The organism is Metamycoplasma canadense (assembly GCF_000828855.1).
GTDB classification, from domain to species: Bacteria; Bacillota_I; Bacilli_A; order Mycoplasmatales; family Metamycoplasmataceae; genus Metamycoplasma; species Metamycoplasma canadense.
The window spans coordinates 105,187-123,056 of the sequence record NZ_AP014631.1 but is presented as its reverse complement, the minus strand read 5'-3'; the positions used below and the strand labels follow the sequence as shown (position 1 = coordinate 123,056).

Genomic DNA, 17,870 nt, shown 5'->3' with positions numbered 1-17,870 from the left:
TATGAACAAAAAACTTATTAAAGAAGACTTTTTTCAAGCTATTAACGGCGAATGATTAAGTAAACATGAAATCCCAAATGATAAAACATCAATCGGTTCGTTTGAAAGATTAGACGAAAACTTAACAAACTTAAAATCAAGACTTTTAAATAAATGAGTCTTAAATAACGAAGAAATATCAAATAATCAAATGCTTGTTGAAATGATAAAATTGTTTAAATTAGTTAACAATTGATCTGATCGTAAAGCAAATGGAATTAAACCTATTTTACCAATTTTAGAATCAATTGAAAAATTAGAAAATTGAAAAGATTTAGAAAAAGTTTATGTTGATTACACTTTAAATAGCTTCGAGCTTCCAATTAATTTTGGTATATCTAGCGATTTTAAAAACGAAGGCAAAGAAACTCTTTTCGCAGTTTGTCCATCTGTTATTCTTCCTGAAAAAAATTACTATTCAGACGAAGAAAAGAAAAACTCATTATATAAAATTTGAGTAGCAATGGCAAAGAAATTACTTCTAAAAATTAAGAAAGATGAAAAATGGGTAGAAAATCTAATAAACAAAGCTTTAATTTGAGATACCGAAGCTTCTAAGTACATTTTATCAGCCGAAGAATGAGCAATTGTTACAAATATTTATAACCCTAAAAAAATTTCTGAACTAGATAAAAAAGTAACTGAATTAAAATGATCAAAAATTATAAATAATTTATTAAATAAAGAAATTGAAGAAGTTATTTGTGTTTCAAATAATTTAATTGATGATATGGCTTTATTAATTAAAAAAGAAAATTTTGAAAATTATAAAGCATTTTTATATATAACAACTTTAATTTCTTTATCACCTTATTTAGATTATAATAGTCAAGTTATATCGAGTGAATTTAGAAGAATTTTAGTTGGACAACAAAAACCAACTAGTAAAAAAAGAAGTGCTGTAAAGCTTGTTGCAGATAATATTTATAAAATGGTTTTTGGAAAATATTATGGTGAAACATATTTCGGCAAAGATAACAAAAAAAACGTTGAAAATATGATTTCAAAAATGATTAAAATTTATGAAAATAGATTAAAAGAAAATAATTGATTATCTGAAAAAACAAAAGAAAAAGCCATTCTTAAACTTTCAAAAGTTGATGTTTATGTAGGATATCCTGAAATTATAGATGAATTTTATGAAAAATTAATTGTAAAAAAATATAATGGTTTTGATGATTTATTAAATAATATTATGGAGTTTAATAAAATTAAAAATCAGTTTTCTTTTGCTTCATATGGCAAAAAGAAAAATAAAGATTTATGATCAATGACACCCGCTATGGTAAATGCTTACTATAACCCAACTAATAATAAAATTGTTTTTCCAGCCGGCATTTTACAAGCTCCATTTTATAGTTCAAAACAATCATCTTCAGAAAACTATGGTGGTATCGGTGTTGTAATTGCTCACGAAATTTCACATGCTTTCGATAATAATGGTGCTAATTTTGATGAAAATGGAATGATGAATAGCTGATGAACAGAGCAAGATAAAATCGAGTTTGAAAAACGAGCAGAAAAAATGGTCAAATTATTCGAAGGTAGAAAAACTGACGCAGGAAAATGTAATGGTAAGCTAACTGTTTCAGAAAATATCGCCGACGCCGGTGGGGTTTCATGTGCTCTTGAAGCAGCTAAAAGCGAAAATGATTTTAATGCTAAAAAATTCTTTATCAATTATGCTATTAACTGACGTTCAAAATATAGAAAAGAATTGCAAAAACTTCTTTTAGATACTGATGTTCATGCACCTTGTGTTTTAAGAACTAATGTTCAAGTTCAAAATTCCGATGATTTTTACACCGCTTTTAATATTAAAAAAGGTGATAAAATGTATTTAGATCCTAAAAAACGTGTAAAAATTTGATAATAAATCAATAAATAAAAAGTTAGAAATTCAATTCTAACTTTTTTTATTTTTTTAATAATGTCAATAAGATAATAAAAAAACAATATTTATCGACATTTTTCAAAATTATTTTTCTTCTTATAATTAGCTGTTTACTAAGTTTCCTACATTTTAACACTTTTTATTGTTATTATTAATTTAAATAACTAATAACCCTAATATTTTCTCATTTTTTTATTTATTGCATTTTCTATTTTTATTTTATAATTTATTTAAATATGAGAAAAGATTATAATGATACTATTGCTGCTATAGCGTCAGGAAATATAAATCAAGCAATTTCAATAATTAGAATTTCAGGACCTGAATCAATAGAAATAATAAAAAAAATATTTACCGGAAAAATTGGTAAAGACAAAACTATTTCTTATGGGTACATAAAAGATCCTGTAAACAATAAAATAATTGATGAAGTTTTAATTAATTTTTTTATAGGTGATAAAAATTTCGTCGGTGAAGATACTATAGAAATTAATGCTCATGGTGGAATTATAGTTACTAATAAAATTTTAAACTTAATAATATCAAATGGTGCACGATTAGCTGCTAAAGGTGAATTTTCAAGAAGAGCTTTTTTAAACGGAAAAATATCGTTAGAAAAAGCTGAAGCTATAAACTCATTAATTCACTCAAAAACAAATATACAAGCAGAAATAGCAATTAAACAATTTGAAAATAAAGATGATTTAATAATTGAATCTTTAGAACAACAACTATTAACAATAATATCTATTATTGAAATAAATATTGATTACTCAGACTATAACGATATTGAGCAAATGGATAAAAACAAATTATTAAAATTAATCAATAATTTAAAAAATAATATTGATTTAATAATCAAAAAGTCTGAAAATGCTATTGATGTTTATAAAGGAATAAAAGTTGCTATCGTTGGACAACCAAATACTGGAAAATCATCAATTTTAAATATTCTTTTAGAAAAAGAAAAAGCTATCGTTACTGAAATCGCAGGAACAACTAGAGATGTGGTTGAAGGTGATTATGAATTAAATGGAATTTTATTTAAAATTATCGATACTGCCGGAATTAGAAAAACAACAAATAAAGTTGAAAAAATAGGAATTGAAAGATCGATTGATGCAATTAAGGAAGCAAAAATAGTTGTTCATTTATTTAATCCTGAAAAAAAAGAAAATGAAGACGATAAATTAATTAAAGATCTTTCAAAAAATAAAATATATATTCCAGTTTTAAATAAAAGTGATCTTCTGAAAGAAAAAGCACCAAAAAATGTAATTTTGACATCTGCTAAAAATAATAATACTTGAGAACTTAAAAATGCACTTGTAAAAAATTATTTAGCTTTAGATTACGAAGACCCTGATTTAATTTACAACACAAGAAGACTGGGATTATTAAAGCAATGTGCAAACGAACTGAATAATGCTATTTTAAGTTTAAAATCAGGCTTCGGTCCTGAAGTAGTAATACTTGATATAAATAAAGCATGGTCAATATTAAGAGAAATTTTAAACAAAGAACACGATAACGAAGCGTTATTGGATAATATCTTTAATAAATTTTGTTTAGGTAAATAATAAATACAAAAGAGGTTAATATGGGTTATAAAAAAACTATAACATTACAAGAAAATTTAATAATAAAGAGAGTAAAAAGTGATAACTTATTATTTTATTCTGGGCTATCTTATGAAGGACTCTGTATTATTAGAAATTTTGATATTCCTATTTTTGTTTATAACATGTTACCAGATGAGGAAGCAGATATTCAAATTACTTATTATTCAAAAAAATGCTGTTTTGCTAAGGTTATAAAATATCGTAAACTTTCAGATTTAAGAGATGAATTAGATGTTTCAAAAAATAAATTATATGAAACCGGATCAGCACCTCTTTTATCTCTTCCGTATAAACATCAATTAAAATTTAAACAAACTATTATTAATAATTTATTTGAAAGAAATTTAAATTATAAAAATATATTTCCTATTGTTCCTTCATGTTCTGAATTAGGTTATAGAAATAAAATTAGTGTTCATGTGGAATATAATGACGAAAAACCGATTTTAGGGTTTTTTAAAAAATATAGTCATGAATTAGTTGAACAAGATGATCTTCATTTAGGAACATACTGTATTAGAAACTTTTATAAAAATATTTTATTCCAACCTCAAAATGATTTAAACTTAAAAATTAATAAAACTATTTTTAAATTTAAACCTTCAAAAATAGTTTTAAGATCACCAAAAAGTTCATTTTCATTTATTGAAATAATTTTAAAAGTTCCTACTTTAGAAAATAAAAACTTAATAAAAGAATTAGAAGAATTAAATAAAGAAGTTTTACAATATAAATTTTCTATTTTTGAAAAAGATACTAAAAATTGAACTAATTTATTAAATCACGAAGGTATAAATTATGAAATTGGAAATCTTTCTTTTTCTGTAAAAAACAATAGTTTTTATCAAACGAACGAAAACATTATGAATTTAATTTATAAAAAGATTAATGAATGAATTAAATTTCAAAATTTAACCATTTTAGATTCATTCGGAGGAGTTGGGACAATTGGTATTTTTGTATCGCCTAAAGCTTCAAAAGTTTATACAGTAGATATTAATCCTATTTCAACAAAAATGGCAAAAAATAATATTGAAGTAAACAAAATAGTTAATGTTGAAGCAATTAATGCAGATGCTAATAAATGATTAGAACAAAATTACGAAAAAGTTGATTTAGTTATATTCGATCCACCAAGAGACGGCTTAACTCAAGAAAGTATTAAAGCAATTTTAAAATCAAAAATTAAAAATATTATTTATTTAAGTTGTGACCCTAAAACTTTAGTAAGAGATTTAAAACAAATAACAGAAAAAGATTATGAAATAAAAGAAGTTATTCCATATGATATGTTTCCACAAACTCATCATATTGAAACTCTTGTTCTACTAGAAAAAATATCATAAATTAAAATAATTAGTTTTCTAAAAATAATAATTTTTAAAAAATAAGTTCAAAAATTTCATGAACTTATTTTTTATTTTTAGTAAGAAATAATAATTTAATCTATTTAGTTTTTTTAAAGAGTTTTTGCGTATTTGTGTCATACTTCTGAGTTTCATCTTAATAAATACAAAATAGATCTAATAGTAGGATCGATTAATGCGATTCCTGCTAAACTAATTAAAAATAACTCTTGGCTTAAATTTGGATTTTTAAATAAAATTAAAATATAAACTAAACTAGTTTGTAAACCAATCATAGTTAAAAGTGAAATAAGATTAGGCATCCAAACATCGTTAACTCCCCATAAGGATCTTAAAGTTGTTAATGGACCGACATCAGCTAGTGTTTTTACCATAAATATAGGCATTAAAAAATAGCAATATTTATTGATCAAATCAGTGTCAATTGAGTAAATTTTAAACAACGGATAAGTAAGAGCAACACCTAGTAGTGCAAATATAATTTGAGTGCTCATACCTAATTTGAAAGAAAGATTTCCTATTCTTTTAGCACGATAATATTCTTTTTTTCCGATTTCTGTTGCAATAACAGACGAAGTAACATAACTTAATGCAAATAAAAATGCTGCGAACAAATCATAAACATTATTTACTGCTCTTCAAAGACCAATAAAGCTATCATCAAGCTTGCTGTCTGGAATAGCTTTAGTTAGTAGGTATTGAGCAATAAATCAAATTCCTGTTTCTAATGAAATTGGAAAACCAATTTTTAAAACTTCTTTTATATATTTATTATTCCATGTTTGTTTAAAATTAATATTATTATTTTTTATTGCATATTTTTTAACTAAAATAAATGAAATAAGTAAATTTATAGCTGAACCTAAAGTTATTTCTAATGTTGCCAAAAAAGGTTTGTTGAATACAAAAAGAATTAAAAAAATTCAAATTGTTCTAAAAATTGATCCACTGATAACACCAATAATTGCTAATTTATTTTTCTTTACCGCTTGTAAAATTGATGTTAAAATAAAAGCAAATGAAGTTATAAAAACATCTAATGTTCCGACTCTTAAAAATTTAATTGTAAATTCATATTCATTATTTATTAAAATTAAAGGGTTTGTTTTTAGATAGTAATTTCCTTCATAAAATCCACCTTGAAAAATATAATGAGATAAAGGTAGATTATATATTTGGTTAATATCCAAATTAGAAGTTTTTAAATTATTTTTAAAAGCATTAAAATCATTTATATTTTTTCAACCAATAACAAATGATTTTTTAGCACCAGCTAATTCAAGTAATTTAGGAGAAGAAAAAAATATAATTAAATAAGCACCTAAATTAATAATAACTGAAATATAAAAAGTTGATCAAAGAAGTTTTGGTAGTTCTTCTAGTTTTTTTTGACCATATAAATTAGCAGCTACAACCAAAACTCCTAATTGATACATTAAAGGTAAAAAAGTTATTATTTTATAAACTGAAAAAACTTTAGCAAAAATGTAAAAATAATATCCATTATACGACCCATCAAGATGATAAACTCTATTATAAAAACTTGTAGCTAATGAACCGACAATAGTTATAATTGCAAAAAAAAGAGTTTGAACAAAAATAGGAAAACAAAGCTTAAATAATTGTTTAAGCTCTAATTTAAAATTAAAATTTTCTTGTTTTAATGTAATTTCCTTGTTCATAATGCAACAATAAATTTTACTAAAAAAAAATTATAATTATTTTATATATTAAAATATATAAATAAATATTTTATCGTTTTAATTGTTAGGGGTAATAATGGGTTTTTGATCAAAATTAAAGGAAAAACTTTTTGGAACCGAAGAAGAAAGAATAGCAAAAAAGCAAGCAAAAATTGAAAAAAAGGAAAAATTACAGCTAGAAAAAGAATTAAAGAAAAAAAATAAACTAGATAATTATATAGCTGGTTTATCTAAATCAAATTCATCCTTTGTTGAAAGTATTAAACAACTTCAAAATAAGCATAATAAAATCGATGAAGATTTTTTTGAAGAGCTTGAAGAAATTTTAATAATGTCAGATATTTCTACTAAGCTTGTTCAAATAATTATTGAAGAATGTAAAAAAGAAGTTAAAAATGAAAACATTAAGGATCCGAAATTAATAAATGAAATTATTGCTGATAAATTATTTACTATTTATGCATCGAACTCAATTATTGATACAACCTTAGATATTAAAAAAGATAGAATTAATGTTATATTGGTTGTTGGTGTTAACGGCTCTGGAAAAACAACGTCAATTTCAAAAATAGCTTATAAATTAATAAATGAAGGTAATAAGGTGTTAATAGCAGCTGGCGATACTTTTAGAGCAGCAGCTGTTGAGCAACTCGAAATTTGAGCCAACAAAGTTGGCGCCGACATTATTAAACCAAAAGAAAATGAAACTGATCCAGCCGCAGTTGTTTATCGTGCAATTGATAAAGTAATAGCTGAAAATTATAATGTTTTAATTATTGATACTGCCGGTAGATTGCAAAATAAGGTTAATTTAATGAATGAATTAGCAAAAATTAATAAAGTTTTAGGATCTAAAATTGAAGGTGCACCTCATGAAAGCTTACTTGTTTTAGATGCTACAACTGGTCAAAATGGTGTTTCTCAAGCAAGATCGTTTGGTGAGGCTACAAAATTAACCGGGATTATTTTAACTAAAATGGATGGAACTTCTAAGGGCGGGATAGTTTTAACTATAAAGGATGAAATTAATTTAGCTGTTAAATTTATAGGACTTGGTGAAAGAGTTGAAGATTTAGCCGAATTTGATTTAGATTCTTATATTTATGGTCTTATGAGAGGTATTAATGATTAATGGAAACAATTGAAGAAAGAGAAAAAATAATTGAACTTTATGAGCGATATGGTAATTTATTAGCGCAATCACAAAAACAAGCACTACATTTACACTTAATTGAAGATTTATCTTATGCAGAAATTGCAAATGAATTGGCGATGACGCGTCCAGGAGCTTATGACGCTGTTAAAAAAGCAAAACAAAAATTAATTCTGTTAGATAAAAAAATCAACATAAAATAAGGTGAAAAAAATATTATTTTTTTTAATTTGAAATATATGAGCAAAAAAAATATATAATTTTTTAAAACTTATTAAGGAGTTAACTTAATGTCTTACAAATATAAAAGAGTATTAATAAAGTTATCAGGTGAAGGTTTAGCCAATAAAGAAAAGCATTTAGCTATTGACTATGAATTAGTTGAAAAATTTGCTAAACAGTTGCAAATTATTATTCAAAATAATGTTGAGGTTGCAATTGTTGTTGGCGGTGGCAATTTTTGAAGAGGTACTAGCGCAGCAAAAAATGGTATTCAAAGAGTTAGGGCTGATTATATCGGGATGCTTGCAACAACAATGAACGCTTTAGCATTGCAATCAGGTTTTGAACATACTGGTCTTCAATGTAGAGTTTTATCTTCTTTAACAATGGATCCAAAAGTTTGTGAAGTTTATATTAATGAAAAAGCAAAAAAATATTTAAAGGATGGAGAAGTTGTTATTTTTGCTGGTGGAACAGGAAGACCTTTTTTTACAACTGATACAGCTTCAACATTATACGCTTCTGAAATTGAAGCAGATGCAATTTTGATGGGTAAAAATAACATCGATGGCGTTTATGATAGTGATCCTAAGTTTAATAAAAATGCTGTTAAGTTTTCAAAAATAACATACGATGAATTATTGGAAAAAGATTTAAAAGTAATCGATCAAACAGCTGCATCAATGGCAAAAGATAATAATATTGATATAATAATTTTTGATATAAATGAAAATAATGCTTTATTAAGAGCAATTGAAAACAAAATACCTAATACAGTTATATCGAAAACAAAATAAAGAGGAGAAATATGGAATTAAGTTTTTATATTGAAAGTTTAAAAGATGATATAGAAAAAACAATTAATAATTTTGAAAATCAATCACTAAAAGTCGCTGTAGGTAAAGCCAATCCTGCTTTAATTAATAAAATTAAAATTAATTATTATGATTCATGAATGAACTTAGATGAATTAGCTTCAATTAGTTCAAACGGTCCGTTAGAATTATTGGTTAAACCATATGATATGGCGATCTTAAAAACTGTTGAAAAAACAATAATGGACCAAAAATTAAATATAACTATTGTTAATATGGGACATCAAATTAGACTTATTTATCCTCAAATGACAACAGAAAAACGCCTTGAGATGACTAAATTACTAAATCAAATTGCTGAACAAGCTAAGGTAGGCATCAGACAAGCACGTCAAGATATTAATAAACATATTAAAGCTGATAAAGAATTATCGGAAGATTTACAAAAAAACTATTTAGATCAAATTCAAAAAGAAGTTGATAAATCAATTGAAAAAATTACTAATTTAACAAAAGTAAAAGAAAAAGAATTAATGACAATATAATTTAGAAAAATAAGAGAAATGAGTCTCTTATTTTTTAATATAAAAATAAATTTTTATATTTATCAACTTAAAAAATACCTAATATATAATTATTAAATATGAAAAATATATCTCAGAGAATTAAATCGGCATTAATATTGCTAACTATTTTACTACCTTTTTTATTTATAACTTATTATGGTAAAATATCAGGAAAAATAATTGGTATTTCTTTTTTTACATTAATTTCGGTTTGAGCTACATATGAAGTTTTATCACATAGCATTTTAGCAAGATGACAAAATATTTTAATATCTATTTTAAGTATTTTAATTTGAGCGTTTCCATTAGATTGATTTTCAAATAATACTCAAAGTAATAATATTTTTATTCACAATGCTAATAAAATTGGTTTTAATATTGAAGAACTTATTTTACAACTTAAAAAAGCTGTTTTTTTTAGTGAGGATTCATTGACTAGTTTTAAAGCTTTATCTGTTATTTGCTTAGTAACATTAATAAGCTTAATTTATTTGTTTAATTTATTTTTTACAAAGAAATCATTAAAAGAATTTATAGTTTCTTATATTGTTGCAATTTTTTCAACAATTTTTATTCCAATTTCTTTTAAAACATTATTCTTATATAATTCAGCAAGTTTATATTTTATATTTGCAATTATTAGTATTCCTGTTGTTACAGATACATCAGCATATATTGGTGGTTCTTTGTTCGGCAGAAAAATAATAAAAGTAGGAATGGCACCAAAAATTAGTCCTAAAAAATCTTGGGAAGGTGGATTTATAGGTTTTATTTTTGGATCGTTATTTGTTTTTATTACAATGTATTTAGGAAAGTTAACTAATAATCTTCAATTTATAATTTTTAGCAATTGAAAACAACTATTAGTAGGGATTATATTATTACCATTTATTTCAATAATTGGTGATTTAGCTTTTTCACTTATAAAAAGACTATATGGTGTAAAAGATTTTTCAAATTTAATACCAGGTCATGGTGGATTTATGGATCGTTTCGATTCATCTAGCTTTGTAGTTATTGGAGTTTCAGTTATTTTATTAATCAGATAATTTTAGTTTGAAAGGATTTATTTATGGATGAAAGTTTTAAGGTTTTATGTAAAGAGTCTAAGTTTGAACCATCAGAAGTTTTTTATGGAGCTAAACTTTTATCCGTTCAACCACCAATCAAAGGAATAAAAAACTGGATTTTTGATATTCAATTACCAGAACATATTGATATTTTAGAATATAAAAAATTTAAAAGTGCGGTTGATAAAAAATTTCCTAATTGTATTATAAATTTAATAATTCAAAATACTATTTTAGATAAAAAAAATATTAGTGATTATTTAAAATACGTCATTGAAACAAAGTTTTTAGAACTTAAGACAATATTAGGTTTTATAAATGAAGAAAAAATTGAACTTTCTGATAATCAAATTATTTTTTTAATTGAAACAAAATCTGTATATGAGAAATTTAAGTCTTTCGATGTCCAAATTAAAAAAGCATTATTTAAAATAGGTTATGAATTTTTGAACCCAATTTATAAACTATTAGAACCTAAAAAAGTATTAAATAATGGAAAAAATGTTGTTAAAACATTAATAGATTCTTTTGAAAAAATAACGAAAGATTCTTATGCAAATCATCAAAACAATAATAACAATAATTTTACTAAGTCTAATTCTTGAAATAAAAATCAATTTAAAGCAATTGAAATGGATATTGAAACAGCTTTATTAACTTTTGAACAAGTAAGAGTTTTAATTAAGGGTGAAATTTATTTTCTAGAATGAAAAAATACTAAAAACAATAAACGAATTTTAAATTTACGTATTTCTGATTATAAAGAAGCTATAAATGTGAAATTTATTCAAAATGAACAAGATGAAAAACCTAATTTAAAAGAAGGCGATACGGTTTATATTGAAGGAATGCTAAGCGACGATATTTATACTAAATCAAAATATATACTTGCATCAGGCAAAAATTGATATACACCAACCGAACCGTTTATATATTTAAATGATGATAATGAAATTGAAAAAAGAATAGATTTGGCTATAAGAACTAATATGAGTGCTCAAGACGGAATATCAAGTCCTGAAGATTATTTAAAGGCAGTTAAAAAATATGGGCATGAAGCTATTGCAATAACTGATTTAGATAACGTTCAAAGCTTTCCTACTTTTTATAATAGTTTAAAAAAAGATAAAACAATTAAGCCTATATATGGAGCAACAATTTCAACTATTTCAAAAGAAAATAAAATATTTTTAGGTTATAAAGAATTTAATTTTAAAGATGCTGAATATGTTGTGTTTGACCTTGAAACAACGGGATTGTCTCCAAGATTTGATGATATTATTGAGTTTGGAGCATCAATTATTAAAAATGGAGTTCAAGTTGAAAAAATTCAATTCTTTTTAAAAACAAAAAAAGAATTAACACAAAAGATTAAAGAACTAACCAATATTAATGAAAAAATGCTTGAAGATGGTCTTGAACAAGAAGACGGAATTTTAAGAATTTATAATATTTTGAATAATCGTATTGCTGTAGCTCATAATGCTTCTTTTGATATGGGAATGTGCTTTCAAAAATTTAAGGAAGCTAATTTAGATACTTCAAATTTAGTTTGTATCGATACACTACAATTATCTTATTTTTTAGATACAGAAGATACATTGCATAAACTTGAAAAAGTATGTAAAAGACACAATATTAATTATGATGTTATTGACGCCCATAGAGCAGATTATGATGCTAATGTTTTAGCACAAGTTTGGTTAAAAATGATATTAAGATTAAATATTGAAAAAAATGTAACTAATTCAAAACAACTTTTTAATGTTGATACAAATTTATGAGCAAAAAGAAGAAGATCATCAGAAATAAGAGTATTGGCTAAAAATCAAAAAGGACTAAAGGAATTGTTTACTATTTTGTCAAATTCATTAACCAATGATTATGCTAACGGTCCTAAGTTTTTTATTGAGAATAAAAACAAATACGAAAATCTATTTTTTGGTTCAGCAACTAATCAATCCTTATTATGAGATAAAGTTTTATTTGGTACGGATGATAGCATTATTGAATTAATTAAAAAGTTTGATTATGTTGAAATACCTCCAATTTCTTCATTTATTTATCAAATTAATTTAGAAGAAATAACATATGAAAATTTAAAATGAGCATATAAAGATTTAATAGAAAAATGCCGAATTTTAAATAAAAAATGTGTTGCAACGTCTGATGCTAGATATGTTTATGATTATCAAAAACTAATTCACTCAATATATATTAATGCTCCTTCACTAGGTGGTGGCAATCATTGACTAAAAAATAAAAAACAACCTAATTTTAAATATTTAACTACTAGGGAAATGTTAGACGAGTTTCTATTTTTAGAAGATGAAAAATTAATTAAAGAAATAGTTATTTATAATCCTCGTGAAATTGCAAATTCAATTGAAGAAATACAAGTTATAAAAGATAATCTTTATGTTCCAACGTTTGATAATTCTCCTACAAATTTAAGAAATTTAGTTTATGAAAACTTGCATAAAATTTATGGAAAAAATCCTGATCCTAAAATTATTGAAAGAATTGAAAAAGAACTAAATCCAATTATAAAATATGGTTATTCAGTTATTTATTGAATTAGTCATAAACTAGTTAAAAAATCAAATGAAGATGGTTATTTGGTTGGTAGTCGTGGTTCTGTTGGATCATCAATTGTTGCTAATTTATCAGGTATTTCAGAAGTTAATCCACTTGAACCACATTATTTATGTTTAAAATGTAAATATTTTGAATGAAATAATAACAGTAATATTTATTCAGGTTGAGATTTAGAAGACAAGAAATGTCCTGTTTGTTCTGAAAAATTATCAAAAGATGGACATAATATACCATTTGAAACATTTTTAGGTTTTGAAGCAAATAAAGTTCCTGATATCGATTTGAATTTTAGTGGTGAATATCAACCTATTATTCATAATTTAGTTAAAGAGTTATTTGGTGAGGATCATTCATTTAGAGCTGGAACTATATCTAAAATTGCTTCAAAAACGGCTTTTGGTTTTTGTGAAAAATATATGCATGAAGTAAGAAATCAAGAAATACCATGAAGTAAAACATTTTTAGATTTTTTATCATCAAAAGCTGCCGGAGTAAAAAGAACAACAGGACAGCATCCTGGAGGGATTATAATCATCCCTAAGGAATTTGATGTTGAGGATTTTACACCAGTTAACTATCCGGCTAATGATATAAGTAGCACATGGAAAACAACCCATTTTAATTTTGAATCTATTCATGATAATGTTCTTAAATTGGATTTATTGGGCCACGATGATCCAACAACAATAAAAATGCTTGAAGATTTAACAAATGTAAAAGTTAAAGAAATTCCTAAATTTGATCCTGAAGTTATGAAATTATTTTATACAACAGAATCGCTTAAAATTAGTCCTAATATGATTGATGGAGAAACAACAGGTGCTTACGGCCTTCCTGAATTTGGTACAAACTTTGTCCGTAATATGTTGAAAGAAGCACAACCAAGAACATTTAACGATTTAATATTATTAAGTGGTTTGAGTCATGGAACTAATGTGTGGGCCGGAAACGCTGAGGAACTTGTAAAAAATGGTTTTAAATTAAAAGATTGTGTTTGTTGTCGTGATGATATTATGCAGGAATTAATTAAAAAAAATATTGAACCTTTAAAAGCTTTTGAAATTATGGAAAAAGTTCGTAAAGGAAAAGGACTATCAAAAGAGCAAGAAGAACTGTTGATTTCTAATAATATCCCATCATGGTATATAAATTCATTAAAAAAGATTGAATATATGTTCCCAAAAGCGCATGCTACGGCATATGTTATTATGGCTTGAAGAATAGGTTGGTATAAACTTTATTATCCTTTAGAATTTTATGCTTCATATTTTTCAATAAGACCAGATGCAATTGATATTGAAACAATGTCAAACGGTTATAACAAAGTAAGTCAATTATTATTTGAATACAAAAGAAGAAAAAACGATAGATCTAATCCTCTTTCAACTAAGGAAGCAGCATTAATTACAACATTTGAAATAACTAAAGAAATGTTTGCACGTGGATATAAAATCCAAAATGTTTCTTTAGAATTATCAGAAGCTAAAAACTGAATAATTGACAAAAAAAACAAATCACTAATACCACCTTTTAATGTTGTTGATGGTCTTGGAGATGTTGTTGCTGAAGCAATAGTTAAAGCTAGAAATGAATCTCCGTTTTTATCAATACAGGATTTAATTGAGCGAGCTAAGGTTAATTCTAAAATTTGTTCTGAATTAAAAAAATTAGGCATTTTAAATGAACTAAGCGAAACTAATCAAGTTGAATTATTTTAAATAATTAAACAAAATTTTTAAAAATAAAAAATCTGGTTTATTAGCCAGATTTTTAATTATTTTCTAAAATCAATAACTGCGCGACCAAGAAATTCGCCTTTTTGTAATTTATCAAAGATATCAGCAACTTCATCTAATTTTACAATTTTTGTAACCTCTGATTTAACCTTACCATTAGCTGCATATTCAATAGCTTCGGCGAGATCTTGTCTTGTACCAACAATTGAGCCAGCTAGTTCTCTTTCGAATAATACTGATCAAAAAATTGATACTTTAAAGTCATCTTTCCCAAATTTATCTTTTGCTGGTAGTCCAACAAGTACTTGTCTGCCGCCTCTACGAAGCATAGACATACCTTGTTCAGCTGCCGAAGGATGAACTGAAGTGTTAACAACAGCATGAACTCCACCATTTGTTTCTTCAATAATTTTTTTAATAAAATCAGGATCTTTTGCAGAGTTATGTGCAAATTCTGCACCGGATTTAAGTGCTAATTCGCATTTTTCATCATTTAAATCAATACCAATAGCTCTATATCCCATAGCAGTCGCGTATTGGATAGCTAGTTGTCCAAGTCCACCAATACCAATGATTGCTACGAAATTCCCTGGCTTTGATTTTGTTTGTTTTAATGCTTTGTAAGTTGTCACACCTGCACATACAATTGGGGCTCCAGTTATTATATCTAGTTTTGAAGGGATAATGCCAACAAAATCTTCATGACCAATTGCATATTCTGCAAATGACCCATCTTTTGTGTATGCTGACATATTTTGATTAGGGCAAAGCGTTTCTTTACCAGTTAAACAAAATTCACAATAACCACATGCATCGTGTAGTCAAGCTAAGCAAACTCTGTCACCAATTTTTAATCTTGTACACCCTTCACCAAGAGCAACAACTTTCCCAATACCTTCATGACCTGGAATAAGAGGGTATTTTGGTTTTACTAACCAATCATAATTTGCTGCATGTAAATCGGTATGACAAATACCTGACGTTTCCATTTTAATCAAAATTTCTTTATATTTTGGTTTTGGGACATCTACTTCTTGAATACTTCATTTTTTAGGTTCGGTTACTACAAAAGCCCTCATTTTGGTTGGGATTTGTTTCATTTTTTTTCTAAGTCTCCTATGTTATTTTAATTTAAGTAATAATTTATTACATAATAATTTTAACACCATAAATAATAGCTTTTATTTATGTAAAAAAATTAATAACGTAAATTAAAATGAACTAAGGACAAAAATATAATAAACCCCAAAAGTTTTTTTGAATTTATTTAGAATAACTTTTGAAGTTTATTAATTAATAAAATAAAGGTATTGTATTTTTAAATAAAATTTATTACTATTTTTAAGAATTATTAAGGCTTGATCAATAAATATTTTTAGTTAAGTCTTTAGGGGTAAATTTAAGTTCTTTATTATCGGTATTAATCTTAAATGTTCATCCATTATATAATATCTCTGCTGAATTTATTGTATATTCTTTTTCTTTATCAAATTCAGCAAGTGGGACCTGAACTGAAAATGTATTTTTTTTGCCATATACGTTTCAAAAAACTCTATTTCAATTTAATTTAGTTTGTTTAACAACTGTATTAGTCTTACTATCTTTTAATTTTATTTCCAAACTTGCTTTATTCTTTGATATGAATGAATGTATATCTTCATTATTGACATCAACAGTAAATACAAGTAATTTTTGTTGATTTCATATATCAAGATTTATAATCTTAAATTTATTAACAATTGTGCCTCATTTTTGTTGTAATTGTGAATTAGAAATATTGATAGCAGCATTTAATTCTTCTTTTGCTTCTTTATAATTTAAAGAAGTTTCGACTTTCGTATTTATAGTTTTAATTTTTTCCATTAATTCATTTTTTATTTCTAAAAAATCTTGAATATTTTCTAGACTATCTTTTAAACTATTAGCATCTGCTTGCAATGTGATATATTCTTTTTCTTCAGTAGCTTTATTTTTGGCAGCTTCAATTTTTTGTTTGAACTCAGTGTATTTTTCTAAACTAGCTTCAGTTTTTAAAGCTTCTTTTGCTTCATTTAATACTTTTTCTAATTCAGTTTTAATTTGAGCAAATTTATTATCTTTCAATGATTCTAAAAGTTCATTTGCTTCTTTTTCTAAAGTATCATATTGTTTTTTAGCTTCAGCTGTTTTTTCACTATTTTCTATTTTTTCTTTTTCTTCAGTAGCTTTATTTTTAGCAGCTTCAATTTTTGTTTGAAATCAGTGTATTTTTCTAAACTAGCTTCAGTTTTTAAAGCTTCTTTTGCTTCATTTAATACTTTTTCTAATTCAGTTTTAATTTGAGCAAATTTATTATCTTTCAATGATTCTAAAAGTTCATTTGCTTCTTTTTCTAAAGTATCATATTGTTTTTTAGCTTCAGCTGTTTTTTCATTAGAAATTGTTGGATCTTGAGGAGAAATAATAGGTTCATCTCCTAATGGTTTTTCTTTATTACTTTTTTGTTCTAAACTATTTATTTGTTTTTCTAAATCTGCAATTTTTTTAGCAGCATCACCTAAAAGTTTTTGTAGTTCTTTTTTGCTTTTTTCTTTTTCTGATATTGAAGAAATCAACTCATTAATTTTAGTTTTTAGCGTAGTATGTTCGCTTTTTATTTTTTCAAGTTCTTTGTTTTCTTTTGGAGTTTCTTCTTTTTTATTATCACAAGCTGCCGATATTATTGGCAACGTTGCTAAAGGTGCTAAAAAACCAAAAGTTAATAAAAATTTCTTTAGTTTTTTCATTTATATCAATTAGCCTTTCAAATTTATTTTTTGATATATATAAAGTTGATTTTAACTTTATATCTTTTTTAATTATTCTCTTTTTTTTTTTTTTTGAATTTCGCAAAAAGCAGCTAAAAAAATAAAGAATTTCTGAGTTTTCTAATTTTATAGGATAGAAACAATTAAAAACCTCTATTTTATAATGAACCGCAAAAGTTAGATCAAGTTAGATTGAAAAATTTTATAGTTTACTATAATTTAAAAAGTATTTTAAGTTTATTATTTGTTAAATTTCTAACAACAAAAAATCTCTTATTAAGAGAGTTTTTACCTCAAAT

The 17,870-nt window shown here is 25.0% G+C and carries 13 protein-coding genes; 9 read left to right on the top strand and 4 right to left on the bottom strand.

The features are described 5' to 3' along the window. Position 1 precedes the first annotated feature (1 nt). The 3 genes from MCAN360_RS00500 to rlmD all read left to right on the top strand — a co-directional run bounded on the left by MCAN360_RS00500 (position 2) and on the right by rlmD (position 4,901). On the top strand, positions 2–1,912 hold the full coding sequence (locus tag MCAN360_RS00500) for a M13 family metallopeptidase (protein ID WP_045433322.1): 1,911 nt from the start codon (positions 2–4) through the stop codon (positions 1,910–1,912). A 257-nt stretch (positions 1,913–2,169) separates the two neighbouring features. Beyond that, positions 2,170–3,513 carry a tRNA uridine-5-carboxymethylaminomethyl(34) synthesis GTPase MnmE gene (mnmE, locus tag MCAN360_RS00495; RefSeq protein ID WP_045433319.1) on the top strand — a complete coding sequence of 448 codons (1,344 nt, stop codon included), beginning with the start codon at positions 2,170–2,172 and terminating at the stop codon, positions 3,511–3,513. A 20-nt stretch (positions 3,514–3,533) separates the two neighbouring features. Continuing rightward, positions 3,534–4,901, top strand: coding sequence for a 23S rRNA (uracil(1939)-C(5))-methyltransferase RlmD (gene rlmD / locus MCAN360_RS05030; RefSeq protein ID WP_045433316.1), 1,368 nt, complete (start codon positions 3,534–3,536; stop codon positions 4,899–4,901). A 113-nt stretch (positions 4,902–5,014) separates the two neighbouring features. Here the strand turns inward: rlmD and MCAN360_RS00485 are convergent, their stop codons facing one another. Further along, on the bottom strand, positions 5,015–6,604 hold the full coding sequence (locus MCAN360_RS00485) for an MATE family efflux transporter (protein ID WP_045433313.1): 1,590 nt from the start codon (positions 6,602–6,604) through the stop codon (positions 5,015–5,017). A 97-nt stretch (positions 6,605–6,701) separates the two neighbouring features. Between MCAN360_RS00485 and ftsY the strand changes: the two genes are divergently transcribed. The 6 genes from ftsY (at position 6,702) to MCAN360_RS00455 (ending at position 14,767) form a co-directional block, all read left to right on the top strand. Further along, positions 6,702–7,757: a signal recognition particle-docking protein FtsY gene (ftsY, locus tag MCAN360_RS00480; protein WP_045433310.1), complete on the top strand. Its 1,056-nt coding sequence runs from the start codon at positions 6,702–6,704 to the stop codon at positions 7,755–7,757. Continuing rightward, positions 7,757–7,981: a sigma factor-like helix-turn-helix DNA-binding protein gene (locus tag MCAN360_RS00475; protein WP_045433308.1), complete on the top strand. Its 225-nt coding sequence runs from the start codon at positions 7,757–7,759 to the stop codon at positions 7,979–7,981. The genes ftsY and MCAN360_RS00475 overlap by 1 nt, the downstream gene beginning before the upstream one ends. Positions 7,982–8,068: 87 nt before the next feature. Beyond that, positions 8,069–8,797, top strand: a complete 729-nt coding sequence (gene pyrH / locus MCAN360_RS00470) for a UMP kinase (protein WP_045433306.1) — start codon at positions 8,069–8,071, stop codon at positions 8,795–8,797. Between the two features lie 11 nt (positions 8,798–8,808). After that, complete coding sequence (locus tag MCAN360_RS00465) at positions 8,809–9,360, top strand: ribosome-recycling factor (protein ID WP_045433303.1); 552 nt, start codon at positions 8,809–8,811, stop codon at positions 9,358–9,360. Positions 9,361–9,458: 98 nt separating this feature from the next. Next, complete coding sequence (locus tag MCAN360_RS00460; protein ID WP_045433300.1) at positions 9,459–10,430, top strand: phosphatidate cytidylyltransferase; 972 nt, start codon at positions 9,459–9,461, stop codon at positions 10,428–10,430. Positions 10,431–10,453: 23 nt separating this feature from the next. Continuing rightward, on the top strand, positions 10,454–14,767 hold the full coding sequence (locus MCAN360_RS00455) for a PolC-type DNA polymerase III (protein WP_045433297.1): 4,314 nt from the start codon (positions 10,454–10,456) through the stop codon (positions 14,765–14,767). A 56-nt stretch (positions 14,768–14,823) separates the two neighbouring features. Here MCAN360_RS00455 and MCAN360_RS00450 read toward each other — a convergent pair whose 3' ends face one another. The 3 genes from MCAN360_RS00450 to MCAN360_RS00440 all read right to left on the bottom strand — a co-directional run bounded on the left by MCAN360_RS00450 (position 14,824) and on the right by MCAN360_RS00440 (position 17,550). Continuing rightward, positions 14,824–15,864: an alcohol dehydrogenase catalytic domain-containing protein gene (locus tag MCAN360_RS00450; protein ID WP_045434353.1), complete on the bottom strand. Its 1,041-nt coding sequence runs from the start codon at positions 15,862–15,864 to the stop codon at positions 14,824–14,826. A gap of 262 nt (positions 15,865–16,126) precedes the next feature. Further along, on the bottom strand, positions 16,127–16,888 hold the full coding sequence (locus MCAN360_RS05025; RefSeq protein WP_045433294.1) for a hypothetical protein: 762 nt from the start codon (positions 16,886–16,888) through the stop codon (positions 16,127–16,129). Between the two features lie 77 nt (positions 16,889–16,965). Next, on the bottom strand, positions 16,966–17,550 hold the full coding sequence (locus MCAN360_RS00440) for a variable surface lipoprotein (protein ID WP_045433291.1): 585 nt from the start codon (positions 17,548–17,550) through the stop codon (positions 16,966–16,968). Positions 17,551–17,870: the final 320 nt, after the last annotated feature.